Source organism: Kribbella sp. VKM Ac-2571, assembly GCF_004362255.1.
GTDB classification, from domain to species: domain Bacteria; phylum Actinomycetota; class Actinomycetes; order Propionibacteriales; family Kribbellaceae; genus Kribbella; species Kribbella pratensis.
Map to the genome: position 1 here is coordinate 16,220 of NZ_SNWS01000013.1, position 23,026 is coordinate 39,245.

A 23,026-nucleotide genomic window follows, 5' to 3' on the forward strand; every position below is an offset into this window, starting at 1 on the left:
GTGGACAGGGCTTCCAATTCGCAGCAGACCAAGCACGTATTCGTCACCGGTGGCGTGGCATCCAGTCTCGGTAAGGGACTGACGGCGTCCAGCCTCGGCAGTCTGCTGACGGCACGGGGCATCCGCGTCACGATGCAGAAGCTGGATCCGTATCTCAACGTGGATCCCGGCACCATGAACCCGTTCCAGCACGGCGAGGTGTTCGTCACCAACGACGGCGCCGAGACCGACCTGGACATCGGGCACTACGAGCGTTTCCTCGACCGGGACCTTTCCCAGGTCGCGAACGTGACCACCGGCCAGATCTACTCGAGCGTGATCGCCAAGGAGCGCCGCGGCGAGTACCTGGGCGACACCGTCCAGGTGATCCCGCACATCACCAACGAGATCAAGGAACGGATGCTCGCGATGGCGGGCCCGGACGTGGACGTCGTACTGCACGAGATCGGCGGCACGGTCGGCGACATCGAGTCGCTGCCGTTCCTCGAGGCGGCCCGGCAGGTCCGGCACGACGTCGGCCGCGACAACGTGTTCTTCCTGCACATCTCGCTGGTGCCGTACATGGCGCCCAGCGGTGAGCTGAAGACCAAGCCGACCCAGCACTCGGTCGCCGCGCTGCGGTCGATCGGTATCCAGCCGGACGCGATCGTGTGCCGGGCCGACCGGCCCATCCCGGACAGCGTGAAGCGCAAGATCTCGCTGATGTGCGACGTCGACGTCGAAGCGGTCGTGGCCGCGGTGGACGCGCCGTCGATCTACGACATCCCGAAGGTCGTGCACGCCGAGGGCCTGGACGCGTACGTCGTCCGCCGGCTGAACCTGCAGTTCCGCGACGTCGACTGGACCCGGTGGGACGAGCTCCTCCGGGTCGTGCACCACCCGAAGGACGAGGTCACGGTCGCGCTGGTCGGCAAGTACATCGACCTGCCGGACGCGTACCTGTCGGTCGCCGAGGCGCTGCGCGCGGGCGGGTTCGACAACGACGCCCGGGTGAACCTGCGCTGGATCGCCTCCGACGAGTGCGCCACGCCCGAGGCCGCGGCCCGGCTGCTCGGCGACGTCGACGCGGTCTGCATCCCGGGCGGGTTCGGGGTGCGCGGGATCGAGGGCAAGATCGGCGCGATCCGGTACGCCCGCGAGCAGGGCATCCCGATCCTCGGCCTGTGTCTCGGCCTGCAGTGCATGGTGATCGAGGTGGCGCGGGATCTTGCCGGTCTCGACCAGGCGAACTCCAGCGAGTTCGACCCGGACGCGGAGCAGCCGGTGATCGCGACGATGGAGGAGCAGAAGCACATCGTCGACGGCTCCGGCGACCTGGGCGGCACGATGCGTCTCGGTCTGTACCCGGCGAACCTCGCCGACGGCTCGATCGTCCGCTCGCTGTACGGCGCCCCCTCGGTGCAGGAACGGCACCGGCACCGCTACGAGGTCAACAACGCGTACCGGGACAAGCTGGAGACCGCCGGGCTGGTGTTCAGCGGCCTGTCGCCGGACAACGAGCTGGTCGAGTTCATCGAGCTGGACCGCTCCGTGCACCCGTACTTCGTGGCCACGCAGGCGCACCCGGAGCTGCGGTCGCGGCCGACCAAGCCGCACCCGCTGTTCTCCGGGCTGGTCGCGGCCGCCATCGAGCGGCAGCGCGAGTCCCGGCTCCCGGTCGAGGACCCGAAGCCGGTGGCCAAGAAGACTGAGAAGCCTGCCGTCAAGGCTGAGACGGTCAAGGCGCGATGAGCGACTACCCGGAGCTCCGGTTCGGCGCGGGGCTGGCGGATCGGCCCGAGCGCTGGCCGGTCTCCGCCTCGGAGACCGTGCACGAGACCGGCCGGGTGATCTCGGTACGCCGGGACACCATCGAACCGCCCGTCGGTGAGCAGTTCACCCGGGACGTCGTCGTACATCCCGGAGCTGTCGGCGTGGTCGCGCTGGACGAGAACAACCGGATGCTGCTCGTGCGTCAGTACCGGCACCCCGTCGGCTACAAGCTGCTCGAGGCGCCGGCCGGGCTGCTCGACGTCCAGGGGGAGCAGTACCGCCTCGGCGCCGAGCGTGAGCTGTGGGAGGAAACCGCGACCAAGGCCGCCGACTGGCGGATCCTCATCGACGCGTTCACCTCACCCGGCCTCACGAACGAGGCGGTCCGGATCTTCCTGGCCCGCGACCTGTCACCCGCGCCGGAGTCGTTCGAGAGGGTGCACGAGGAGGCCGACATGGAAACCGTCTGGGCCCCGCTCGTCGACGTCGTCGGCGCCGCCCTCGCCGGCCACCTCCAGAACCCCATCCTCATCATGGGCGCCCTCGCCGCCTGGACCGCCCTCAACGGCCCCGGCTTCGACACGCTCCGCCCAGCAGACACCCCGTGGCCCGCGAAGGACCGTTGACCGGTCAGCTGGAGCGGCGATAGTAGTCGCGCCAGATCAGCCGGTGCAGGGGGATCCAGCGGGGGACCGAGCGGAGCCCGGGGATGAACGGCACCAGGACGAGGGCGAGCGTCAGCACCATCATCAGCGCCCAGACCTGGGCGTCGGCGTTGTCCGACGTCGAGAACGGCTTCACCTGGTACCAGAACGTGTAGAGCCACATCCACGGCTGACCCGGGTAGTTGCCGGTCTCGTTCATCATGCCCCACTGGTCGCCACCGAGATTCCTGGCGCGGGCCTGGTCCTCCAGGTAGGCGCCGTCGGCCAGCAGCAACAGGCCCCGGGTGGAGTCCCCCTGATAGAAGTTGCCGCGGGCATCCAGTGCACCCTCTAGCCCGCCGGACCGGGCCAGGTCCAGGAACTTCGCGCCGAGCACCGGGACCGGCCCGTAGGCGGACGACGGCTTGACCGCCGCAGGGTTGCCGTCCGGAGCGGTGGACAGCGCGTCGGCGTACGCGGCCGCCCAGTCCTGCTGTTGCGCCGCCGTGGCCGACGTCCACGTGTTCAGAGCGCTGGTGAGCTCCTGATCTCCGTTGACACCACGAAGCGGTGAGATGACGAGATCGTTCGCCGAGTCGACCGGGATCCGTACACCGGCCCAGTTCTGCAGCTCGAGCGGGCCCAGCGTCTGCCCGGTCGCCGCGTGGTTGTACGGCGGCCCGTACTCCGCGCTGGTCGTCGTACCGGCGAGTTCACCCGTTGCGGTCGCCACCACGTCGTTCGGCGCCTTCTGGGCCCAGTCGGACAGCGTGATCGACTTCTCGTCGGGTGACGAGAACGCGGCGGCCAGGACCGTGGTGAGGACCGCCACCACGACCAGTGCGAAGACGAACTCCTTGACGAGGTCGTAGGACCGGGTCGGGAAGTCGTGGGAGTCCGGCGTCCGGCGCCGGCGGGTGGTGGTGACGGTGGTCATGACAAGGCCTCCTCGTCATCGGAACCCTTCGCGACTGTGGGCGCGGTTTCGGCGCCTGTCGTTTCGGCGCCGGTAGTCTCGGTGCCGATCGGCGGGACGACACCGTGCCGGCGGACCAGGATCACGTGCAGCACCACGAGGACACCGATGACGGAGGGGAGCAGGACGATGTGCCACATCAGCATCTGGCCAGGGTTGAGCACGTTGAACCAGGCGCCGATGCCGACCGAGTTGAGGCCGTCCTTGGCCTGGCCGCCGATCCACTGGGAGTCGAAGTTCGACTGGGAGAGGTAGCCGGTGAAGGCGGTGCCGATGGAGCCGGCGAAGCAGATCACGCCGGTGATCCAGGTCAGCGCCCGCTTGCCCCGCCACGCGGCCATGAAGAACTTCCCCCACAGGTGGATCACCATGAACGCGAAGAACAGCTCCACGCTCCACAGGTGCAGGGAGTTCACGAAGTGTCCGGTCGACGAGGTGTGCCACCAGGCCGCGCCACCCAGCGACAGGACTCCGCCGGAGACGAGCACGACCGTCAGAGCGGCCAGGGTCAGAGCTCCGAAGACGTAGATCCAGGAGTTCACGTAGACGGGCTGGCGGTCCGGGAGCAACTGGCCGGGCGGGACCGTCCGGCCGAGCCGCGTCCGCAGGCGGGTCGTCCAGTTGCCCGCAGCGGGCCGGTCGTGGTCGTGTGCCGCGGTGCGGCCGGCGATCGACGTCATGGCCGGTCCTGGTCGTCCTCGTCGCCGTGCCGGAACGGTACGACGATCGCGAGCACGAACACCACGATCATCGCCAGGATGATCACCAGGTTGGTGACCGAGATCTGGATGACTCCCCAGTGGATGTAACTTCCGGCCATCACTCCTCCTCCGAGGGCAGGGCTTTCTCTCACGGTGGGCGTGAGGTGGTCGCCCGAGCAGGGCCTTTGGACTCTGGCGGGCGGGACCAAAGTCGTGCTCGCTCTCAGCGGGCCCACAGGTCCGCCATCCCTTGACCGCGCCGACGGAAACAGGTACATCTCTGACAACGATGTCACCCACCCGTGAAGGTTGGTCCGCCCATGCGTCGTTCCGCCCTGTCCCGTTTTCTGCTGGCCGGTGTGCTGATGGTGGCTGTCGCCCCCACCGCGCAGGCCGCGCCCACGCCGTCCCCGGCTGGGTCTGTTCCACATCCGACGACTGCGACGCCATCGGATCCGCTGGTCGCCGGGTTGCGTACGCCGGAGGTGGTTGAGGGTCGCCGGATCACCAGTAGTTCTTTGGATCCAACTGAGCAGGTGGATCCGTTGGTGGGTACGTCGAATGCGGGGAACGTGTTTCCGGGGGCGGTGGCGCCGTTCGGGATGTTCTCGTTCAGTCCGGAGACAAGTCGGGGGAATGCGTACCGGACGGCCGCTCCGGGCGGGTACCTGTACTCGGCGAGCAAGATTCGTGGGTTCAGCCTGACGCATATGAGCGGGACCGGGTGTGCGGGTGGGTCGGGAGACATCCCGGTCTTCCCATTGGCGGGTGAGGTGACGAGTTCGCCGCAGAGTGATGCGAAGGACGAGCTCTACGCGTCGACGTACAGCCATGGGAACGAGGTCGCGAAGCCGGGGTACTACAAGGTCGGTCTCGACTCTGGAGTGACCGCGGAGCTGAGTGCGACTACGCGGACCGGGTCGGCGGCGTTCACGTTCCCGGCGGAGAAGGCCAAGACGTTGATGTTCCGTACGTCGAACTCCGAGGTCGGGTCCAGTGACGCGCAGGTCAGCATCGACGCCGCCCATCGCACGGTCAGCGGGTCGGTGACGAGCGGGAACTTCTGCGGCTACCTGGCCAGCGTCGGGCAGCGCAGTTACTACACGCTGCACTTCGTCGCCGAGTTCGACCAGCCGTTCACGAACCAGGGCACCTGGACCGACACCACGGTGACTCCGGGCAGCACGAGCGCCCGCGGCGGGACGACGTACGGCACCGACGGGTGGATGCCGCCGAACAAGGGATCCGGCGGGTACGTCGGGTTCGACAGCGACAGGGTGACGATGCGGATCGGCATCTCCTACGTGAGCACCGCCAACGCTCTGGCGAACCTGCGCGCCGAGAACCCGCGCGGTACTTCGGTCGCCGTGACGGCCGCGAAAGCCAAGCAGACGTGGCGAAAGCAGCTCGACCGGATCGAGATCACCGGCGGTACGACGGACCAGCGCACCACGTTCTACACCGCGCTGTATCACGCCCAGCTGCACCCGAACGTGTTCAGCGACGTCAACCGTCAGTACTGGGGTTTCGACCAGAAGCCGCACTACCTCGCGCGCGGGCAGCAGGCACAGTACGCGACGTTCTCCGGTTGGGACGTCTACCGGTCGCAACTGCAACTAGTTACATTGCTCGAGCCCGAGCGGGCCGGAGACATCGCGCAGTCGTTGTTCAACCAGGCCACGCAGAACGACGGCATGTGGGACCGGTGGACGCACGCGTCCGGCAGTACGGCGGTGATGACCGGCGACCCGTCCGCGCCGGCAGTGGCCGGCATCTACGCGTTCGGTGGTACGAACTTCGACGCCCGCGGCGCACTGCGCTCGCTGGTGAAGGCAGCGACCGTGCCGACCGCCAAGGATCTCAGCTCGGCCGGCAAGCCGATCATGTCAATTGGGCAGCGCCCGTCGCTGGACAAGTACTTGGCGCTGCATTACATCCCCACGAAGTCCAACGCCTGGGGTGGTGCGGTCGAGACGCTCGAGGACGTTACGGACGACTTCGCACTGGCTCAGCTCGCGCTCCGGACCGGCGACACGTCGACGTACCAGAAGTTCCTCACCAGGTCGCAGTACTGGCAGAACGTGTTCAACCCGGCCAACGGTGGCTACATCCAGAACCGGGACGACAACGGCGCCTGGCCGGCTTTCACACCGTCGACGTACGACGGGTTCGCCGAGGGGAGCAGTGCGCAGTACAGCTGGATGGTGCCGCACAACCGGGCCGGTCTGGTCGATGCGATGGGCGGCACGGACGCCGTGAACCAGCGGCTGGATGCGTTCTTCAAGAACCCGGACGGGACCTGGGCGCTGACCGGTGCGGGCGAACTGCACGCCGAGATGGACAACGAGCCGTCAATCAGCACGCCCTGGATCTACAACTACACCGGCCGCCCGTACCAGACGCAGGAGACGTTGCGGCAGGCAATGAACCAGCTGTGGAACACCAGTACCGGTGGAATCCCGGGGAACGACGACCTCGGTGCGATGTCGTCCTGGTACGTGTGGACCGCCCTGGGCCTCTACCCGGACGTACCGAGCCGTGCGGAGCTCCAGGTCGCGGCACCCCTGTTCCCGCGGGCGGTGATCCACCGGGACGGCAAGACCATCCGGATCAACGCTCCGGGTGCGGATGCGCAGTACGTGCAGTCGTTGAAGGTGAACGGGAAGATCTCGAATAAGCCGTGGCTACCGGAGTCGTTCGTGCAGCGTGGTGGGACGCTCGACTTCACACTCGGTACGACGCCCAACAAGACCTGGGGTGCCAAGGATGCACCGCCGTCGTGGCGGACCAGTGAGATCCCGTTCCAGACCTCTACCGACACCAGCCGCGTAGTCATTGCTCCTGGCACTACTAGTGCACCCGTAGCGCTGCAAGCTTACCGACTGAGCGGTACGGCGCAGGATGTCAGCTACACGTTGAAAACACCTGCTGGTCTCACAGCGACACCTCCTACCGGCACGTTTCACGTCGACAAGATCGGTAGCGCGTCAGTGACGATCACAGCCGCCGCTGGTACGCCGGACGGCCGCTACCCCGTCACAGTGGAGATGAAGGCGGCTGACGGAACCGCCCTGCCACAGGTCGGCTTCACTGTGGTCGTGGGGCAACCGAACTCGTTCTTCGTACTACGGGAAGGCGTGGGCATCTCTGATGACAACAGCGACCACACGGAGGCGGACTACGACGGCGGCGGCGTCAGCTACTCACGTCAGGCGCTGGCCGCGGCCGGTCTGACGGCAGGCGGCACAGGCACGGTCCAGGGCCTCAGCTTCACGTGGCCCGACGTACCCGCCGGCGACCCGGACAACGTGCCGGCCGACGGGCAACTGCTCAACCTGAACCTGCCCGCCGGCACGACGAAGCTGTCCTTCATCGGCAGCGCGGTCAACGGCAACCAACAGACGACCGCGACGCTCAACTACGCGGACGGTACGACCTCCCAGATCGACCTGTCCTTCAGCGACTGGACCCTGGGCGGTGGCGGCGACACCCTCCACTACGGCAACGTGATCGTCGCAACCACGCCGTACCGAAACGAATCCGGCGGCGGAAAGGACAACGTCACCACGCACATCTTCGCCACGGCACCTGTGACGTTGACGCAGACCCCGGTCAGCATCACGCTGCCCAAGAATCGTGACCTACGACTCTTCACCGTTGCGGGAGGGAATTCTTGATGAGGAAGACCATCGCGATCGCAGTACTGACTGTGCTGACAGGGGCCAGTCTGCTGGTCGCCACAGCACCGGCCGACGCTGCCGGTACGCCGGGGAGCACCAAAGGACCATGCGGTTACACGGTGACGCCCGATGAGCCGCCTGCCCGTCCGGTGTCGCTACCGCCTGACCCGGAACCCACACCGGACAAGGGAATCGTCAAGGTCGTCGTCGCGACCAACCAGGGGCCGATGCTGCTGTCGCTGGACCGCGCGAAGGCGCCGTGCACGGTGCAGAGCTTTCTGCACCTGGCGAAGAGCCGGTTCTACGACTTCACCACCTGCCACCGGCTCACGCTGTACCCGACGCTGAAGGTGCTGCAGTGCGGTGACCCGAGCGGCACGGGCGAGGGCGGGCCGGGCTACTCGTACAAGGACGAGCTGCCCACCGACCTGCCGAACTGGCCGGACGACCCGACCGGGACGCGGAAGGTGTACGCCCGCGGCACGCTGGCGATGGCGAACGCCGGCCCGAACACCAACGGGTCGCAGTTCTTCCTGGTCTTCGGGGACTCGCGGCTGCGGCCGGACTACACCGTCTTCGGTTCGGTCGACCGCCTCGGGCTCGCCACACTCGACCGGGTGGCGGCCGGCGGGATCGCACCGACGCCCGACGACCCCGCACCGGTCGACGGGCCGCCGGTGCGCAAGACCGAGATCATCGTCGCGCGGTCACTCGGCTCCCGCTGAACCCACGGCTTCGCCGCCGTCCTCCGCGAGGGCGGCGGCGACCAGCTTGCTGTTCGAGGTGAATTCGTCGGCGGGGATCTTCGGGAGCATGTCGTCCCAGGCGGCGATCATCGCGCCGCGGAGTTGCATCATGCCGAGGGGGCGGGCGAGGAACCACAGGTGGAAGTGCTCGCTGCCGTCACCCCAGCGGCTGAAATGCGTCCGGCCGACGCTGTCGATGCCCTGGATCGCTTTCGCCACGCGCTGGATCATCGGGCCGAGCGTGGCGGTCAGCTCCGGGGGCAGATTGTCGAGGCGGTAGTGCTCGTGCGGCTCCAGAAGCGCGACCAGCGGCAGGCCGGTCGGCTCGAACACCTTCAGCGCCCACTGGTCGTCGCTCCAGATCACGGATCGGTCCGGATCCGCACATTTCAGGCACGGCGGCCCGCCGTCCTCGCCGCGTCGCGGTGGTTCGGGCAGCACGGGATCGGCCAGCGGCACGACCTGGAGGTCGCCTTCGAACGGGAAGAACGGTTCGCCGAGCAACGGTTCGGCGGACACACGTTCGCCGTACGGAAGCCGCCGGTGGTACTCGGAGGGCAGATCGGTCATGGACCGCACTCTGCCCGAGAATCGGGGCATGGAACAGAGTCGGATTGTTGCGGCGGAGCTGGCCGCCTTGCTGGATCTCGAACCGCACCCGGAGGGCGGGTGGTACCGGCAGACGTGGCGCTCGCCGGTCGAGTTCGAGCCGGACGGGTACGACGGGACTCGGGCGAGCGCGACCGCGATCTACTTCCTGCTCGCCCCGGGGGAGGAGTCGCGATCGCACCGGGTGCGGTCGACGGAGCTCTGGTTGTGGCACTCGGGTGGGCCGTTGACGTTGGAGTACGACAATCAGACCGTCACCCTCGGGCCGGACGTGCGTGCCGGGCAGCGACCACAGGTGGTGATACCTGCGGGCGCGTGGCAGGCAGCCCGGCCCGTGGGTGACGAGGCGGTGCTGGTGTCGTGCATCGTGTCACCGGGCTTCGACTTCGCCGACTTCACGATGCGCTAGATCCCGGCTCTACGTTTGCGGGACGATGCCCTCGCCTGCTGTGATCTCCGGGAGGTGTTCGCGCACCATGTAGCCGCCGGCGCAGGCGATCCACACCGCCGAGAGCAGCAACGGGATACCGGTCATCAGGAAGCCTCCGGCAACGAACGCGCCGTTGGAGGCGAAGACACCGAACGAACCGGCGAACGACACCACGGCTGCCAGCAGCGCCAGATACCCGAGCCAATTCGGCATCAGGTGCGTCCGCATCACACCCAGGCCGGCCGCGGCCAACGGCAGCGCCGCGGCGAAGCCGATCATCGTGGTCATCACCGCGGTGGTCTCGTACATCGCCATCGTCATCCCGGCGTCGCGGCCGTCGATACCGAAGGCGGTCGCACCGGTGAGCGCGGCGTTCACGAAGATCGCACCACCCACCAGCACCGAACCGGCGAGCAGTGCCAGGTGCACGTCACTGCGCTCGTCGCGCTCCCGCATCGCCTCGGCGAACGCGGACGCGAACCAGATCACCAACCCGCCCGCCGCGGCCCACATCAGCGCGCTGGCCAGGATCATGCCGCGGTTGTCGCTCAGCCACGCCGTGATCGTGGTCCGGGAGTCGTCGACGGTCGGTGGATTGCCGGGCAGGAACCTGCCCAGGAGTGCCAGGACGACGAAGGCCAACCCGGCGAAGCCGCCCCAACGCAACTCGTGTCGCTCAGTCATGGGGAAACACCTCCAGTGTGCGCACCACGAAATATGGTGCGTCTACTGCTGATATTCCTCCGCTCCGAGCGGCCGTCAAGTGGTGCCGTCCGGCGAACGGGCGCGTCGTCGGACGGCAGCGCACACCGCTACTGGAGAACGGTTGCCAACGCCTCGTATCCGGGCAGCAGATCGATGCCTTCATGGCCCAGTTGCTGGATCGCGACGTGGTCCGCGCCGGCGTCCAGATGGGCCTTCAGACCCGCTGCGACCTCGACCGCGGAGCCGTGCAGCACCATCGCGTCGACGAGCCGGTCGCTGCCGCCGTCGGCGAAGTCGTCGTCGGTGAAACCGAGCCGCTTGAAGTTCGTCGTGTAGTTGCTCAGCTGCAGGTACGACGCCAACCGGTCGCGGGCCGTCGCACGCGCGATCTCCGGATCGGTTTCGAGCACGACCATCTGCTCCGGAGCGAGCAGCACCCCGCCGCCGAGGATCCGGCGCGCTTCCCGGGTGTGCTCCGCGGTGGTCAGGTAGGGGAGCGCTCCCGCGGTCCGCGCGCCGGACAGTTGCAGCACCTTCGGCCCGAGCGCGGCCAGCGCGCGCCGATCGGCCGGCACCTTCGCGTCGTCCAGCTCGTCGAGGTAACCGACGATCGTCTGGTACGGCGACTTGTACTCGCCGGTGGCCTCCCGGTGCCCGATTCCGACCCCGAGCAGGAACCGCCCCGGGTGCTCCTCCTCCAACCGGTGGTACGACGCCGCGACCTCGGCCGCCGGCGACTTCCACATGTTGACGATGCTGGTGCCGACGGCAACGGAACTCGTTGCGGCCAGCAACACCTCGGCGTCGCGCAGATCGGCCTCGGGCGAGCTGCCCAGCCACAGCGTGCCGTACCCCGCCTGCTCCAGCCCTGCCGCGAGCTCCGGGCCGTAATGCTGTCCGCCGTGCCAGATCCCGTACCGTCCCAGTTCCATCGCCACTCCGTACTCCTTGTCGTCGGACGTCCCTCGGCGTGCAACCCGGCGCGGGCGGGCGCCATTCCACAGCATCCCTGACACCTACGAATGCGCGTCAATGATCGTTGCCACGTCAGCCGGCCAAGTAGTTGAGAAGTGCATGAAACGACCGGTTCATTTTTGCCGGAATGCTTCCATTGGATTAATGCCGGGGCACTCGCAGAGTGTCGCGAGACGATCAGACCATCCGGTCGGCTGGTATGAACCCCGCGGGCTTACACTCGGCAGCGACCTAGCGGCATACCCCTCAACCGCCGGGCCGCGGACACAACGACGTGAGCCGCACACCTGGAACGTGAAAGAAGGGCGAGTTGTGAAGGTCGGAGTACCGAAAGAAGTCAAGAACCACGAGTACCGGGTGGCGATCACCCCGTCCGGAGTGCACGAGTTCGTGCGCAGCGGGCACGAGGTTCTGATCGAGCAGGGGGCGGGCACCGGTTCGCTGATCCCGGACGACGAGTTCGTCGCCGCCGGGGCGCGGATCGTGCCGGCGGCAGACGATGTCTGGGCCGACGCGGAACTGGTGCTCAAGGTGAAGGAGCCGGTGGCGGAGGAGTACCACCGGATGCGCAAGGACCAGGTGCTGTTCACCTACCTGCACCTTGCCGCGAGCCAGGACTGCACCGAGGCGCTGCTGAAGTCGGGTGTCACCGGAATCGCCTACGAGACGGTGCAGCTGCCGGACGGCACTCTGCCGTTGCTGGCGCCGATGAGCGAGGTGGCGGGCCGGCTGGCGCCGCAGTCCGGTGCGTACCACCTGATGGCGCAGGGCGGCGGCCGTGGCGTGCTGCTCGGCGGCGTGTCCGGCGTACATCCGGCCCGTGTGGTCATCCTCGGTGCCGGTGTCTCCGGGATGAACGCGGCCGCGATCGCGCTCGGTATGCAGGCGCAGGTGCAGCTGTTCGACCGCAACATCGCGCGGCTGCGGCTGGCCGACCAGATCTACCAGGGCCATCTGCTGACGATCGCGTCGAACGCGTTCGAGATCGAGAAGGCTGTTCTGGAAGCCGACCTGGTCATCGGCGCGGTGCTGGTCGTCGGTGCCAAGGCGCCGAAGCTGGTCACCAACGACATGGTCAGCCGGATGAAGCCGGGCAGCGTGCTCGTCGACATCGCGATCGACCAGGGCGGCTGCTTCGAGGACTCGCGTCCGACCACGCACGCCGACCCGGTGTACAAGGTTCACAACTCGCTGTTCTACTGCGTCGCGAACATGCCCGGTGCGGTGCCGAACACGTCGACGTACGCGCTCACCAACGTGACGCTGCCGTATGCGATCGAGTTGGCGAACCTGGGGTGGCGGGAGGCGCTGAAGCAGGACCACAGTCTGGCGCTCGGCCTCAACACGTTCGACGGTCACGTCACCTACGGTCCGGTCGCGGACGCACACAACCTGTCGCAGCTGAAGCTCGACGAGGTGCTGGTCTGAGCAACATCTCTCGGGGCAACATCGCACGGGCGGTCAGCGCGTACCTGGACCACCTCACGGTCGAGCGCGGCCTGGCCGCCAACACGTTGGCGTCGTACCGGCGTGACCTGCGCCGGTACGTCGGCTACCTCGCGGCCACGCAGATCGACGACCTCGGCCGGATCACGGAGGCCGTGGTCAGCGACTTCCTGATGCGGTTGCGCGAGGGCGACGCCGACCACCCGCCACTGACCGCGTCCAGTGCGGGGCGGACCGTGGTCGCGGTCCGCGGCTTCCACAAGTTCTGTGTGCGCGAGGGGCTGACCGCAGTGGACCCCGCGGCCGCGGTCAAGCCACCTGCGCCGCCACAGCGGCTGCCAAAGGCTCTGTCTGTCGACGAGGTGACCAGGATCCTTTCAGCGGCCGCTGGGGCCGAGGCTGAGCCCGCTGTACTGGCAACGCGGGATGCGGCGTTGCTGGAGTTCCTGTACGGCACAGGCGCCCGTATCTCGGAGGCCGTAGGTCTCGACGTCGACGACATCGACCTGGACGCCGGTGCGGTACTGCTGCGCGGTAAGGGCAGCAAGGAGCGGGTAGTACCTGTCGGCACCTACGCCCGCGAAGCGCTGTCGGCGTACCTGGTCCGTGGACGCCCTGAACTGGTGTCACGCGGTCGCGGCATCCCCGCGCTGTTCCTGAACGCTCGCGGCGGGCGCCTGTCCCGGCAGAGCGCTTGGACGGTACTGCGTCGTGCTGCCCAGCGGGCCGGGATCTCGAAGGAGATCTCTCCGCACACGCTGCGGCACTCGTACGCGACACATCTGCTCGACGGCGGCGCCGACGTACGTGTGGTCCAGGAGCTGCTGGGACATGCGTCGGTGACGACGACCCAGGTCTACACGCTGGTGACGGTCGACAAGCTCCGCGAGGTCTACGCCACCTCACACCCCCGGGCGCTGTCCTCCTGAGGCCCACCCCGGTGTGCTGAGTCCGTGGACGCTGTGCGATCATCTCGTCACGGCCGGTGATCCGGGGAGGGTGATCGGCCGCGTTCGGAGCTTTGTCGACAAACAGCCCCACCCCGGTGCGGAGTGGCTGGTTGAGAGTGCTTGAATGCACGCTTACAGTCGCTGGGATCGCCCGTATCGGTTGAAAGGTTTGACGAGTCATGAACGAGTCGACATTCCCGGGCACCGAACACGTGATGGGCCACCTTCCGGGACACGTTTCCGCCCCGGAGCCGGTCCAGCCGATCAGCACGCCACCCAGCGAACCGCCCCGTCCGGCCCCCGCGCCGGCGCGCGCCCTGCCCGACAACTATGCGGAGATGCCGAAGCCGACGGCCAAGCTCACCGCGGAGGACCTTGCACCCGTGAACGACGCGAACGGCCCGAGGCACAGGATCGGGCCGACCGGCCGGCCGCTGCCGGACCTGCCGACGCCACAGCCCCCGACCAAGACCGGCCCGGCGCAGGTGATCGCGATGTGCAACCAGAAGGGCGGCGTGGGCAAGACCACTACCACGATCAACCTCGGCGCGGCGATCGCCGAGACCGGCCGCAAGGTGCTGCTGATCGACTTCGACCCGCAGGGGTCGGCCTCGATCGGTCTCGGCGTCCAGCCGCACGACCTCGAGCTGTCGGTCTACAACCTGCTGATGCAGCGCGACATCACCCCGGACGAGGTCATCCAGCCGACCCGGGTGGAGAACCTCGACCTGCTGCCGGCCAACATCGACCTGTCGGCGGCCGAGGTCCAGCTGGTCCAGGAGGTCGCCCGCGAGTACACGCTGCAGCGGGTGCTGGACCCGATCATCCCGCTGTACGACGTGATCCTGATCGACTGCGCCCCGTCGCTCGGTCTGCTCACCGTGAACGCGCTGACCGCGTCGAACGGCATCGTCGTACCGCTCGAGTGCGAGTTCTTCGCGCTCCGCGGCCTGGCGATGCTCACCGACACGATCGCCAAGGTGCAGGACCGGCTGAACCCCAAGCTGGAGATCGTCGGGATCCTCGGCACCATGTTCGACGGGCGGACGACGCACGCCCGGGAGGTCCTCGACCGGGTGGTCCAGGCCTTCGACGAGCGCGTCTTCCACACCGTCATCCGGCGTACCGTCAAGTTCCCCGAGACCACGGTCGTCGGCGAACCGATCACGACGTACGCGCCCTCGTCCCAAGCGGCCACGCAGTACCGCGACCTTGCCAAGGAGGTGCTGGCGCGTTGTCCCGCCGGGTGAGCCTGCCAGGTGCCAGTGAACTCTTCGGGGGTGCGGCACCGAAGCAGACCAGACCCGAGAAGCGCACCACCACCGACGGACCGTCCTCGACCATGCGGTCCCGGACCGCGGTCGTCGACGACCGGAAGTCGAGTGGTCGGATCCGTCACGACACGAAGATCACCGTGTACGTGACGGAGGAGGAGCTGCTCGGCCTGGAACAGACCAGACTCGCGCTGCGCGCGGAGCACGGCCTGACGGCCGACCGGGGCCGGATCGTCCGCGAGGCAATCGACGTCCTGCTCGCCGACTTCGTCGACCACGGGCCGGACTCGGTGCTGGTACGGCGGCTGAAGGCCGGCGAGATCAAGGGCACGGAGTGACCGTGTCCTCCTCGGACTCGTTGCCGTTGGACCTGGGCACCGACGCTGCCCCGGCTGTTGCCGAGGGCAAGGGGTTCAGTGTTCACCTGGTGAACTTCGAGGGGCCGTTCGACCTGCTCCTGCAGCTGATCTCGAAGCACAAGCTGGACATCACCGAGATCGCGCTCTCGGTGATCACCGACGACTTCATCGCGCACATCAAGGCGCTGGGGTCGGAGTGGGACCTCGACCAGACGTCGGAGTTCCTGCTGATCGCGGCGACGCTGCTGGATCTGAAGGCGGCGCGGTTGCTGCCGAAGGGCGAGGTCGAGGACGACGAGGATCTCGCGCTGCTCGAGGCTCGGGATCTGTTGTTCGCGCGGTTGTTGCAGTACCGGGCGTTCAAGCAGATCGCCGCTTTGGTGCAGGAGCGGATGGCGGTCGAGTCGCGCCGTTTCCCGCGGGCTGTGGGGGTGGAGCCGCGGTTCGCGGAGCTGCTGCCCGAGGTGTTGCTGGGGATCGACCCGGCCGGGTTGGCGGCGCTGGCAGCCAAGGCGATGGCGCCCAAGGACGACGTACCTCCTGGGGTTTCGCTTGCGCACTTGCACGCGCCGGCTGTCACTGTGCGGGAGCAGGCAGAGGTGATCGTCGACCGTTTGCGGCGGCAGCGGAGCGCTACGTTCCGGTCGCTGGTGGCTGATTCGCCAGACACTGTCACCACGGTATGCCGGTTTTTGGCGTTGCTGGAGCTGTTCCGCGAGGCGGCTGTGACGTTCGACCAGGTCACGCCGTTGGGCGAGCTGACCATTCGGTGGACCGGGACCGACGAAGGTGAGATCGCCGTCAGCGACGAGTTCGACGAGGAACCGAAACCCGCCGACGAGACCGGCGAGGCACCGGTCGTCGAGGACGACACGCACTTCCTCGAACCCGGTGAGATCCTCACCGACGAATCCGACATCCGCGAACCCGCCCCAGACGAACCCGAGACGGCAAACCAGTGACCAACTCCCACGACCCCTCCACCCCAGAGGCCACAACGCCCCCCGAGGACAAAACCTCCACCGAGCCCCAGCCGTCCACCACCCCCGACGCAACAATCACGTCCGACGCGACGACCACCCCCGACGCGACGACCACCCTCGACGCGACGACCACCCCCGACGCGGCCCCCACGTCCGGCGCGGCCACCACCTCCGACGTTGTGGAGCAGGTGGATGTGGCGGACGAGGGGGTTGGGGAGGGTTTTGCGCCCGAATCGGCAGGTAACTCTCCCCAACCCGTCGAGGAGGACGAGGAGCATCTGCCGCCGGGGCAGACGGCGGTGCCCGTGGGGGACGAGGTTGTTGTCGACGACGACACGATGCGCCGGGCGCTCGAAGCGATCCTGATGGTGACAGACGAGCCGTTGCCGGTGCTGACGTTGGCTCGTGCGGTCGGCCGGCCGACGGGTGATGTGGCTGCGGCGCTCGAGGAGCTGGCGGCGGAGTACACCGAGCAGGGGCGTGGATTCGACCTGCGTGAGGTGGGCGGCGGCTGGCGGTACTACACCCGCGCCGAAGCCGCGCTGTACGTCGAACGCTTCGTCCTCGACGGTCAACAGGCGCGCCTCACACAGGCTGCGCTCGAAACCCTCGCTGTCGTCGCCTACAAGCAACCGGTCAGCCGGGCGCGTGTCTCCGCGATTCGTGGGGTGAACGTGGACGGCGTGATGCGTACGCTCGTCGCCCGCGGTCTGGTGGAGGAGGCCGGCTCGGACACCGAGTCCCAGGCGACCCTGTACCGCACGACGACGTACTTCCTGGAACGCATGGGCATGCAGTCCCTCGACGACCTCCCCGAACTGGCCCCGTACCTCCCCGACATGGACGACATCGAGGACGAACTGGCGGCTCAATCCCTCCCGCCCGCCCCCACCCCCGACGCACCGTCATCAGCAGATGAGGCTGGTCAGGCCGAGGGATCGGACGACGCCACAGCACCCGCGCCCGACACCGCCTCCACCCCCACGGACCAGGCAGCCGCCGAGGAGTACACCGAGGACGCGGAGGCCGGTGAGGCTGAGCGGTTGGACGACGCCGCAGCACCTGCGCCGGAAGGCACCTTCGCCGAGGAGTACACCGCGGAGCTCGGTGAGGGGTTGGACGGCGCCGCAGCACCTACCCCTGACAGCACCTTCGCCGAGGACGCCGACGCGGAGGGCGCGGAGGGCGCGGAGGTTGGTGCGGTTGAGATGAGCGAAGAGGCTGCTGCGGCTGCGACCGACAGCAGCTCTGCGGAGGAGGCAGGCTCCGAGGGCGTGGACTCCGTGGACGTGGACGTGGACTCTGAGGCAGCTGCGGACGTGGACGTGGAGTCCGGCGACGTGGACGCTGAAGATGACGCGGGCGCTGGGGATGCCGGCGTGGCGTTGGGTGTGGAGGCGGGGGTGCGGGATGGGGGATGACGGTGGGGTTCGGCTGCAGAAGGTGCTGGCTCGGGCGGGGGTGGCTTCTCGGCGGAACTCGGAGATCTTGATCGAGGAGGGGCGGGTCGAGGTCGACGGGCGGGTGGTGACGGAGTTCGGGGTCCGGGTGGATCCTGAGACGGCGGTCATCCGGGTCGACGGTGCGCGGATTCCGCCGGTGAGCGCGAACGTGTACCTCGTCCTCAACAAGCCCCGCGGCGTCGTGACCACGATGTCCGACCCGCAGGGCCGCCCGTGTATCGCCGACTTCGTGGAGGACCGGCCCGAGCGGCTGTTCCACATCGGCCGGCTCGACACCGACACCGAGGGTCTGCTGCTGCTCACGAACCACGGCGAGTTCGCGCATCGCCTGGCGCACCCGTCGTACGAGGTCTCCAAGACGTACGTCGCCGAGGTCGAGGGCAACGTCAAACCGGTGGTACTGCGCGCGCTCCTGGACGGTGTCGAGCTCGAAGACGGCCCGGCCCGCGCGGACACGGTGAAGATCGTCTCGACGGTGCCCGGCCGCACCCTCGTGGAGATGTCACTCCACGAGGGCCGCAACCGGATCGTCCGCCGGATGTTCGACGCGGTCGGTCACCCGGTGAAGCGGCTGACCCGTACCGCGATCGGCCCGGTCCGCCGCGGCAACCTCCACACCGGAGAACTCCGCGAACTCGACCCACCCGAACTAGGCCAACTCCTCGACCTCGTAGACCTCTGAGCCGGTTACTCGCCGTAGAGGAGCCACCCCGCTTCTGAGCTGCCGGGGTAGTGGCGGAAGTAGGTCTTGTCCTCGGGGGCGGCCAGTTGATCGCCTACCTGGCCCAGGCCCTTGATGACTGTGGCGGCCCCGTTGGCGTGGCTGACGGCGTACAGGTAGCCGCGTCGGGTGTCCTTGTCGATGGCCAGCAGCAGCGTGCTCTGGTTGCCGCACTTCTCGGCGATGAGTGTCTCGAACCCCTGCCACGTCGACGCACGCACCTTCTTTACAACCGGTGCGCCGCTCAGTGGGATGCGGATCGTGTACAGCGCCCCGCCGCGCGTGTTGGCGAGGAACGTGTCGTAGCTGCGGGTCTGACTGATCAGTGTCATCGTCTTCACCGCCGAGAACCCGCTGTACGTCGCTCTGTTGCGCCAGACGGACCCCTCCACGGTCCAGCGCGTGACGACGTCGCCCTGCAACGCATACGCATTGCTACGCGTCGTAGGGCCGTAATATGTCGACTGCTCCAGGTACGTCTGGTGGATCCAGCCACCGCCCACCCTGGTCTTCTGGACCGAGTCAGGGTCGAGCTGACCGTTAGCGGTGGCGTAGCTGAACCGGTAGAGGTCCGTCCCCATCACCACGTACCCCCGGTCCAGCATGGCGGCCGGCGGATCCGGCTCCCAGCCGACGGACGTCGCAAGCCGAACCGAGTCCACCGGGAACAACGCCTTCGGCCCGACGCTGGGCGGCGACGCCGTCACGGGCGCGGTCGCGGTGATCCGCTGGAATTTGTGGTCGCCCTGCACGGTCACCGTGCCCAGCGTCATCGAACAGGCCGCGCTCGCCTGTCCCGCCGCAGCCTGTACCGGTGCCGGCACCAGCGCTGCCGCCGTCATCGCCGCGCCCACCGCACCCGCGGCGATCCGCCATCTGGCCATGCAGGCCCCCTTCGAGGAGTCGTGTCATCCACCTCGATGCCGACTATCCCGAAAAGGTTAGGGACCGGTCGAAGAACTCCCGAACCAATCGCCGTACGGCGGGTACACCGCAGCGCGACGTACCGACCAGCTTGGCTCGCCCGGCAGCCGTCATCAGGCCGGCGGACTGCAGTTGCGGCGCGAACGCGGCGTAATCCGTCCAGATCCAGTGGTTCGCGTCGGACAACTGCACTCGCCGTACCGGACCGCCATGTGAGAGCACAGCTGACCAGGTGCGGTCGAACCGCTCGTCCCGGAACCCGTCGGTCCCAGCGAGCAGGAGCGGCTTGTGCGTGCCATGCTGAGCGATCGGGTAAAGGTCACCGTCCAGCGTGTCCAGGTAGCCCTCCAGGTTGGCGGCGGCGCGGACCCGCGGGTGCTCCAGCGACACCGCGGCGGTTGCACCGCCAGCTGAGTGCCCGTAGACACCCACACGCCGCACGTCGATCGACTCATGCAGATCCGACAGGTGGTCCAGCACGAACCGCATGTCGGCGAAACGTGTGTCCATCATCAGCCGCGACCGCACTGGGTCCGTCTGAACGTCCGGACCGATCTCGATGACCCGTGGCCGTCCATCCGGGAACACAACCTCACTCGCCTCACCCGGGTGGTCCAGCGTGAGTACGACGTACCCGTGGCTGGCTAGCTCTTCCGCCACGGAGGTGCCGATGATGCGTGGATCTGCACCACCTGGGCTGTAGAGCAGCGTGGGTCGTCGTCCGGGCAGTGCCGGTGCGTCGACGTACGAGTGGGTCAGGGTGGCGGCCCAGTTCACTCCACTGGTCGGCAGCTCCGGATGCAGCACGCCGGCGTCCAGACCCTTGAAGACCTCTGCAGCGGCCGGTGCGAGCTGTGGTGCCCGTTGGTACCCGCGTACGACGGTGGCCGGGTAGAAGACCGTCAGAGCGAGCTCACGGGTAGGTGAGCCGTTCCACGGGTCGGAGCGGTTCGGGTCGATTAGGGCGCGGGTCGTCGTACCGACGTGCCAGTGACCAGTGGGAGCGGACAGACGGAGTGTCAGGTCGGTGGCCGCGGACGCTGAGAGCGGGAGTGCACCTGTCAGAGCGGAGGCGGCGGTGGCGGTGAGGAAGGTTCGTCGTCTCATGCCGACGACGTTGGCACGACAGAAACCGCAGGTCAGCTGAGCCACTGGCATCTCCACCCGGACTTCCAGCCCCGGGTGGAGATGCCAGTGATGATCAGGCGCCGGTCAGCTGGGTGCCGGCCGTGTAGTAGCGGAAGTATGAGTCCGCGGCCGGGAACGTGGTCGGGACCTTGCCGAGACCCTTGATGACCGTAGCGGCCCCGTTGGCGTGGCTGACGGCGTACAGGTAGCCCGCGCCGGTGTCCTTGTCGATGCCGAGCAACAGGGTGCCGTAGTTGCCGCACTTCTCGGCGATGAGTGTCTCGAAGCTCTGCCAGGTCGAGGTGCGGATGTTCGTCACCACCGGCTTACCGGAGCCCGTGGGCACCTGGACCGTGTAGAGCGCGCCACCGTTCGTCGTCGCCAGGAACGTGTCGTACGCACGGCCCTGACCGATCAGCGTCATCGTCTTGACCGAGCCGAAGCCGCCGAAGGTGGTGTAGTACTTCCAGCCGCTCGGAGTGACCGTCCAGCGAGCAATCAGGCCGTCGGTGAACTGATTGATCAGCGAGTAGACGTTGGACCGGCTGAAGCCGGCCACGGAGTACCGGCTGAGCTCGACGTACTTGTGCAGCTCGTCCCAGCCTCCACCGACCAGGTCCTGGTTGACGGTGCCCGGTACGACGGAGGTTCCGGTGCCGTCGGTGATGTAGCTGGTGCCGTACATACGCGACCCGAGAACAACCAGGCCTGTGCGCTCCTCGCCGGCCGGTACCACCAGCTCGGTGCGCACCGAAGTGGGCAGATGTGCCTGCCCGTCCGGATACAGGTTCATCGGGCCCAGCCGCCGGACACTGGCGGAGGGGGCCGCGGTGATGGTTTGCAGAGTGTGGTCGCCACCCGGGGTAACCGAACCCAGTTGCAGCGAGCAGGCAGCGGCCGTGGCGGCCGGTGCGGCCGTGGCCGGTGCGGTGGCTCCTGCGGTCAGCAGGGTGCCCGCAGCGAGCGTCCCGGCGGCGATCGCGCCGAACGTGCGCCTGTGCTTCTTCATATCGTTTCGCCCTTCTCAGTGTGGTCGGAGATGGTGCCTCCGAGTGATCGATGCGGGCGGACGCCCATTGTTGCGGGCATCAAAGGGGTAACGCCGTACGACGGCGCGCCTGGGACATCACCCGGTTGTCGGAAGTGCGCCGTAGTGTGGGTGATGTGAACCGGCGAATCTTCGGTCTGGAGAACGAGTACGGCGTCACCTGTACGTTCCGCGGGCAGCGGCGACTGACCCCGGACGAGGTGGCGCGGTACCTGTTTCGGCGGGTCGTGTCCTGGGGACGGAGCAGCAACGTCTTCCTCCGCAACGGGGCCCGGCTCTACCTCGACGTGGGCTCCCACCCGGAGTACGCGACCGGGGAGTGCGATTCGGTCACCGACCTGATCGCGCACGACAAGGCCGGCGAGCGGATCCTCGAAGGCCTGCTGGTGGACGCGCAGAAGCGGCTGCACGACGAAGGCATCTTCGGCGACGTCTACCTGTTCAAGAACAACACCGACTCGGCCGGCAACAGCTACGGCTGCCACGAGAACTACCTGGTCAGCCGGCACGGCGACTTCGCCAAGCTGGCCGACGTGCTGATCCCGTTCCTGGTCACCCGGCAGCTGATCTGCGGCGCTGGCAAGGTGCTGCAGACGCCGCGCGGCGCGGTCTACTCCGTGTCGCAGCGCGCCGAGCACATCTGGGAAGGGGTCTCCAGCGCGACCACCCGATCCCGGCCGATCATCAACACCCGCGACGAGCCGCACGCGGACGCCGAGCGGTTCCGCCGGCTGCACGTGATCGTCGGCGACTCGAACATGTCCGAGACCACGATGCTGCTCAAGGTGGCCAGCACCGACCTCGTGCTGCGGATGATCGAGGCCGGCATCGTGATGCGCGACCTGACCCTGGACAACCCGATCCGCGCGATCCGCGAGATCAGCCACGACATGTCCGGCCGCCGCGAGGTGCGGCTGGCGAACGGCCGTGAGGCGAGCGCCCTCGACATCCAGACGGAGTACCTGACCAAGGCGCGCGACTTCGTCGACCGCCGGGAGCTCGGGACGCCGGCCGTCGAGCGGGCGCTGTCGCTGTGGGAGCGGACGCTGAAGGCGATCGAGTCCGGCGACCTGTCCGGGATCGAGCGCGAGATCGACTGGGTGATCAAGTACCGGCTGATCGAGCGGTACCGGTCGCAGAACAATCTCGGTCTGGCCAGCCCGCGGGTGGCGCAGCTCGACCTCGCGTACCACGACATCCACCGGCCGCGCGGGCTGTACTACCTGCTCGAGCGCCGGGGTGCGGTGACGCGGGTCGTCGACGACCTGCGGGTGTTCGAGGCCAAGTCGGTGCCGCCGCAGACCACCCGGGCGCGGCTGCGCGGCGAGTTCATCAAGCGGGCCCAGGAGCGGCGGCGGGACTTCACCGTCGACTGGGTGCACCTGAAGCTCAACGACCAGGCGCAGCGGACGGTCCTCTGCAAAGACCCCTTCAAGTCCCACGACGAACGCGTCGAAAAACTCATCGCCAGCATGTAGAAGAAAGAACGGCTGGGGTGGGCCCACGACGAAC

The 23,026-nt window shown here is 67.8% G+C and carries 22 protein-coding genes; 13 read left to right on the plus strand and 9 right to left on the minus strand.

Translation table 11 applies throughout. The features are described 5' to 3' along the window. Both EV651_RS26450 and EV651_RS26455 read left to right on the plus strand, forming a co-directional pair. Entirely contained in the window at positions 1 to 1,731 is a 1,731-nt protein-coding gene (locus EV651_RS26450; protein WP_133787959.1) for a CTP synthase, read from the plus strand. Then, entirely contained in the window at positions 1,728 to 2,378 is a 651-nt protein-coding gene (locus EV651_RS26455; protein WP_133787960.1) for an NUDIX hydrolase, read from the plus strand. Before EV651_RS26450 ends, EV651_RS26455 begins: the two co-directional genes overlap by 4 nt. Before the next feature lie 4 nt (positions 2,379 to 2,382). Here EV651_RS26455 and EV651_RS26460 read toward each other — a convergent pair whose 3' ends face one another. The 3 genes from EV651_RS26460 to EV651_RS41550 are packed head-to-tail and all read right to left on the minus strand — an operon-like array spanning position 2,383 to position 4,192. Next, a complete protein-coding gene (locus tag EV651_RS26460; protein WP_133787961.1) occupies positions 2,383 to 3,333 on the minus strand; it encodes a hypothetical protein in 951 nt (316 codons plus the stop codon). Next, complete coding sequence (locus tag EV651_RS26465; RefSeq protein WP_133787962.1) at positions 3,330 to 4,052, minus strand: cytochrome b N-terminal domain-containing protein; 723 nt, start codon at positions 4,050 to 4,052, stop codon at positions 3,330 to 3,332. The genes EV651_RS26460 and EV651_RS26465 overlap by 4 nt, the downstream gene beginning before the upstream one ends. Then, on the minus strand, positions 4,049 to 4,192 hold the full coding sequence (locus EV651_RS41550; RefSeq protein WP_166658796.1) for a hypothetical protein: 144 nt from the start codon (positions 4,190 to 4,192) through the stop codon (positions 4,049 to 4,051). Before EV651_RS41550 ends, EV651_RS26465 begins: the two co-directional genes overlap by 4 nt. A gap of 201 nt (positions 4,193 to 4,393) precedes the next feature. Between EV651_RS41550 and EV651_RS26470 the strand changes: the two genes are divergently transcribed. Both EV651_RS26470 and EV651_RS26475 read left to right on the plus strand, forming a co-directional pair. Next, on the plus strand, positions 4,394 to 7,750 hold the full coding sequence (locus EV651_RS26470) for a GH92 family glycosyl hydrolase (protein ID WP_202870522.1): 3,357 nt from the start codon (positions 4,394 to 4,396) through the stop codon (positions 7,748 to 7,750). Beyond that, positions 7,750 to 8,478 (plus strand): peptidylprolyl isomerase, encoded by a 729-nt coding sequence (locus EV651_RS26475; RefSeq protein WP_133787963.1) that lies wholly within the window; start codon positions 7,750 to 7,752, stop codon positions 8,476 to 8,478. Before EV651_RS26470 ends, EV651_RS26475 begins: the two co-directional genes overlap by 1 nt. Here EV651_RS26475 and EV651_RS26480 read toward each other — a convergent pair. Then, positions 8,461 to 9,069: a hypothetical protein gene (locus tag EV651_RS26480; protein WP_133787964.1), complete on the minus strand. Its 609-nt coding sequence runs from the start codon at positions 9,067 to 9,069 to the stop codon at positions 8,461 to 8,463. The genes EV651_RS26475 and EV651_RS26480 overlap by 18 nt on opposite strands. 28 nt (positions 9,070 to 9,097) lie before the next feature. Here EV651_RS26480 and EV651_RS26485 point away from each other — a divergent pair, with 28 nt between their 5' ends. Then, on the plus strand, positions 9,098 to 9,517 hold the full coding sequence (locus tag EV651_RS26485; RefSeq protein WP_133787965.1) for a cupin domain-containing protein: 420 nt from the start codon (positions 9,098 to 9,100) through the stop codon (positions 9,515 to 9,517). A gap of 9 nt (positions 9,518 to 9,526) precedes the next feature. Here the strand turns inward: EV651_RS26485 and EV651_RS26490 are convergent, their stop codons facing one another. Together EV651_RS26490 and EV651_RS26495 are read right to left on the minus strand one after the other, a co-directional pair. Continuing rightward, a complete protein-coding gene (locus tag EV651_RS26490; protein ID WP_133787966.1) occupies positions 9,527 to 10,222 on the minus strand; it encodes a DUF4386 family protein in 696 nt (231 codons plus the stop codon). A gap of 128 nt (positions 10,223 to 10,350) precedes the next feature. Continuing rightward, positions 10,351 to 11,175 (minus strand): LLM class F420-dependent oxidoreductase, encoded by an 825-nt coding sequence (locus tag EV651_RS26495; RefSeq protein ID WP_133787967.1) that lies wholly within the window; start codon positions 11,173 to 11,175, stop codon positions 10,351 to 10,353. A gap of 355 nt (positions 11,176 to 11,530) precedes the next feature. Between EV651_RS26495 and ald the strand changes: the two genes are divergently transcribed. The 7 genes from ald (at position 11,531) to EV651_RS26530 (ending at position 18,375) form a co-directional block, all read left to right on the plus strand. Next, on the plus strand, positions 11,531 to 12,646 hold the full coding sequence (gene ald, locus EV651_RS26500; protein ID WP_133787968.1) for an alanine dehydrogenase: 1,116 nt from the start codon (positions 11,531 to 11,533) through the stop codon (positions 12,644 to 12,646). Continuing rightward, positions 12,643 to 13,593 (plus strand): site-specific tyrosine recombinase XerD, encoded by a 951-nt coding sequence (gene xerD, locus EV651_RS26505; protein WP_133788157.1) that lies wholly within the window; start codon positions 12,643 to 12,645, stop codon positions 13,591 to 13,593. Before ald ends, xerD begins: the two co-directional genes overlap by 4 nt. A gap of 359 nt (positions 13,594 to 13,952) precedes the next feature. Then, positions 13,953 to 14,864 (plus strand): ParA family protein, encoded by a 912-nt coding sequence (locus EV651_RS26510; RefSeq protein ID WP_133788158.1) that lies wholly within the window; start codon positions 13,953 to 13,955, stop codon positions 14,862 to 14,864. After that, positions 14,861 to 15,226, plus strand: coding sequence for a hypothetical protein (locus tag EV651_RS26515; protein ID WP_238157206.1), 366 nt, complete (start codon positions 14,861 to 14,863; stop codon positions 15,224 to 15,226). Before EV651_RS26510 ends, EV651_RS26515 begins: the two co-directional genes overlap by 4 nt. Positions 15,227 to 15,228: 2 nt before the next feature. Further along, the gene (locus tag EV651_RS26520) at positions 15,229 to 16,209 is read left to right on the plus strand and encodes a ScpA family protein (protein ID WP_238157207.1); all 981 of its coding nucleotides are present in this window, start codon (positions 15,229 to 15,231) and stop codon (positions 16,207 to 16,209) included. After that, positions 16,206 to 17,651 carry an SMC-Scp complex subunit ScpB gene (gene scpB / locus EV651_RS43370; protein ID WP_370353390.1) on the plus strand — a complete coding sequence of 482 codons (1,446 nt, stop codon included), beginning with the start codon at positions 16,206 to 16,208 and terminating at the stop codon, positions 17,649 to 17,651. Before EV651_RS26520 ends, scpB begins: the two co-directional genes overlap by 4 nt. Beyond that, positions 17,641 to 18,375, plus strand: coding sequence for a pseudouridine synthase (locus EV651_RS26530; protein ID WP_133787971.1), 735 nt, complete (start codon positions 17,641 to 17,643; stop codon positions 18,373 to 18,375). The genes scpB and EV651_RS26530 overlap by 11 nt, the downstream gene beginning before the upstream one ends. A gap of 5 nt (positions 18,376 to 18,380) precedes the next feature. Here EV651_RS26530 and EV651_RS26535 read toward each other — a convergent pair whose 3' ends face one another. From EV651_RS26535 to EV651_RS26545, 3 genes are all read right to left on the minus strand, one after another. After that, complete coding sequence (locus tag EV651_RS26535) at positions 18,381 to 19,298, minus strand: hypothetical protein (RefSeq protein WP_133787972.1); 918 nt, start codon at positions 19,296 to 19,298, stop codon at positions 18,381 to 18,383. Between the two features lie 43 nt (positions 19,299 to 19,341). Then, on the minus strand, positions 19,342 to 20,445 hold the full coding sequence (locus tag EV651_RS26540) for an alpha/beta hydrolase (protein WP_202870524.1): 1,104 nt from the start codon (positions 20,443 to 20,445) through the stop codon (positions 19,342 to 19,344). A 94-nt stretch (positions 20,446 to 20,539) separates the two neighbouring features. After that, positions 20,540 to 21,475, minus strand: a complete 936-nt coding sequence (locus EV651_RS26545; RefSeq protein ID WP_238157208.1) for a hypothetical protein — start codon at positions 21,473 to 21,475, stop codon at positions 20,540 to 20,542. A gap of 155 nt (positions 21,476 to 21,630) precedes the next feature. Here EV651_RS26545 and pafA point away from each other — a divergent pair, with 155 nt between their 5' ends. Continuing rightward, positions 21,631 to 22,992 carry a Pup--protein ligase gene (gene pafA, locus EV651_RS26550; RefSeq protein WP_130387242.1) on the plus strand — a complete coding sequence of 454 codons (1,362 nt, stop codon included), beginning with the start codon at positions 21,631 to 21,633 and terminating at the stop codon, positions 22,990 to 22,992. Positions 22,993 to 23,026 lie beyond the last annotated feature (34 nt).

Bases quoted from the DNA above. Each gene is read 5' to 3' on its own strand.
- EV651_RS26455 (WP_133787960.1), top strand. From the start codon at position 1,728: ATGAGCGACTACCCGGAGCTCCGGTTCGGCGCGGGGCTGGCGGATCGG.
- EV651_RS26460 (WP_133787961.1), bottom strand. From the start codon at position 3,333: ATGACCACCGTCACCACCACCCGCCGGCGCCGGACGCCGGACTCCCAC.
- EV651_RS26465 (WP_133787962.1), bottom strand. From the start codon at position 4,052: ATGACGTCGATCGCCGGCCGCACCGCGGCACACGACCACGACCGGCCC.
- EV651_RS41550 (WP_166658796.1), bottom strand. From the start codon at position 4,192: ATGGCCGGAAGTTACATCCACTGGGGAGTCATCCAGATCTCGGTCACC.
- EV651_RS26470 (WP_202870522.1), top strand. From the start codon at position 4,394: ATGCGTCGTTCCGCCCTGTCCCGTTTTCTGCTGGCCGGTGTGCTGATG.
- EV651_RS26475 (WP_133787963.1), top strand. From the start codon at position 7,750: ATGAGGAAGACCATCGCGATCGCAGTACTGACTGTGCTGACAGGGGCC.
- EV651_RS26480 (WP_133787964.1), bottom strand. From the start codon at position 9,069: ATGACCGATCTGCCCTCCGAGTACCACCGGCGGCTTCCGTACGGCGAA.
- EV651_RS26485 (WP_133787965.1), top strand. From the start codon at position 9,098: ATGGAACAGAGTCGGATTGTTGCGGCGGAGCTGGCCGCCTTGCTGGAT.
- EV651_RS26490 (WP_133787966.1), bottom strand. From the start codon at position 10,222: ATGACTGAGCGACACGAGTTGCGTTGGGGCGGCTTCGCCGGGTTGGCC.
- EV651_RS26495 (WP_133787967.1), bottom strand. From the start codon at position 11,175: ATGGAACTGGGACGGTACGGGATCTGGCACGGCGGACAGCATTACGGC.
- EV651_RS26510 (WP_133788158.1), top strand. From the start codon at position 13,953: ATGCCGAAGCCGACGGCCAAGCTCACCGCGGAGGACCTTGCACCCGTG.
- EV651_RS26530 (WP_133787971.1), top strand. From the start codon at position 17,641: ATGGGGGATGACGGTGGGGTTCGGCTGCAGAAGGTGCTGGCTCGGGCG.
- EV651_RS26535 (WP_133787972.1), bottom strand. From the start codon at position 19,298: ATGGCCAGATGGCGGATCGCCGCGGGTGCGGTGGGCGCGGCGATGACG.
- EV651_RS26540 (WP_202870524.1), bottom strand. From the start codon at position 20,445: ATGAGACGACGAACCTTCCTCACCGCCACCGCCGCCTCCGCTCTGACA.
- EV651_RS26545 (WP_238157208.1), bottom strand. From the start codon at position 21,475: ATGAAGAAGCACAGGCGCACGTTCGGCGCGATCGCCGCCGGGACGCTC.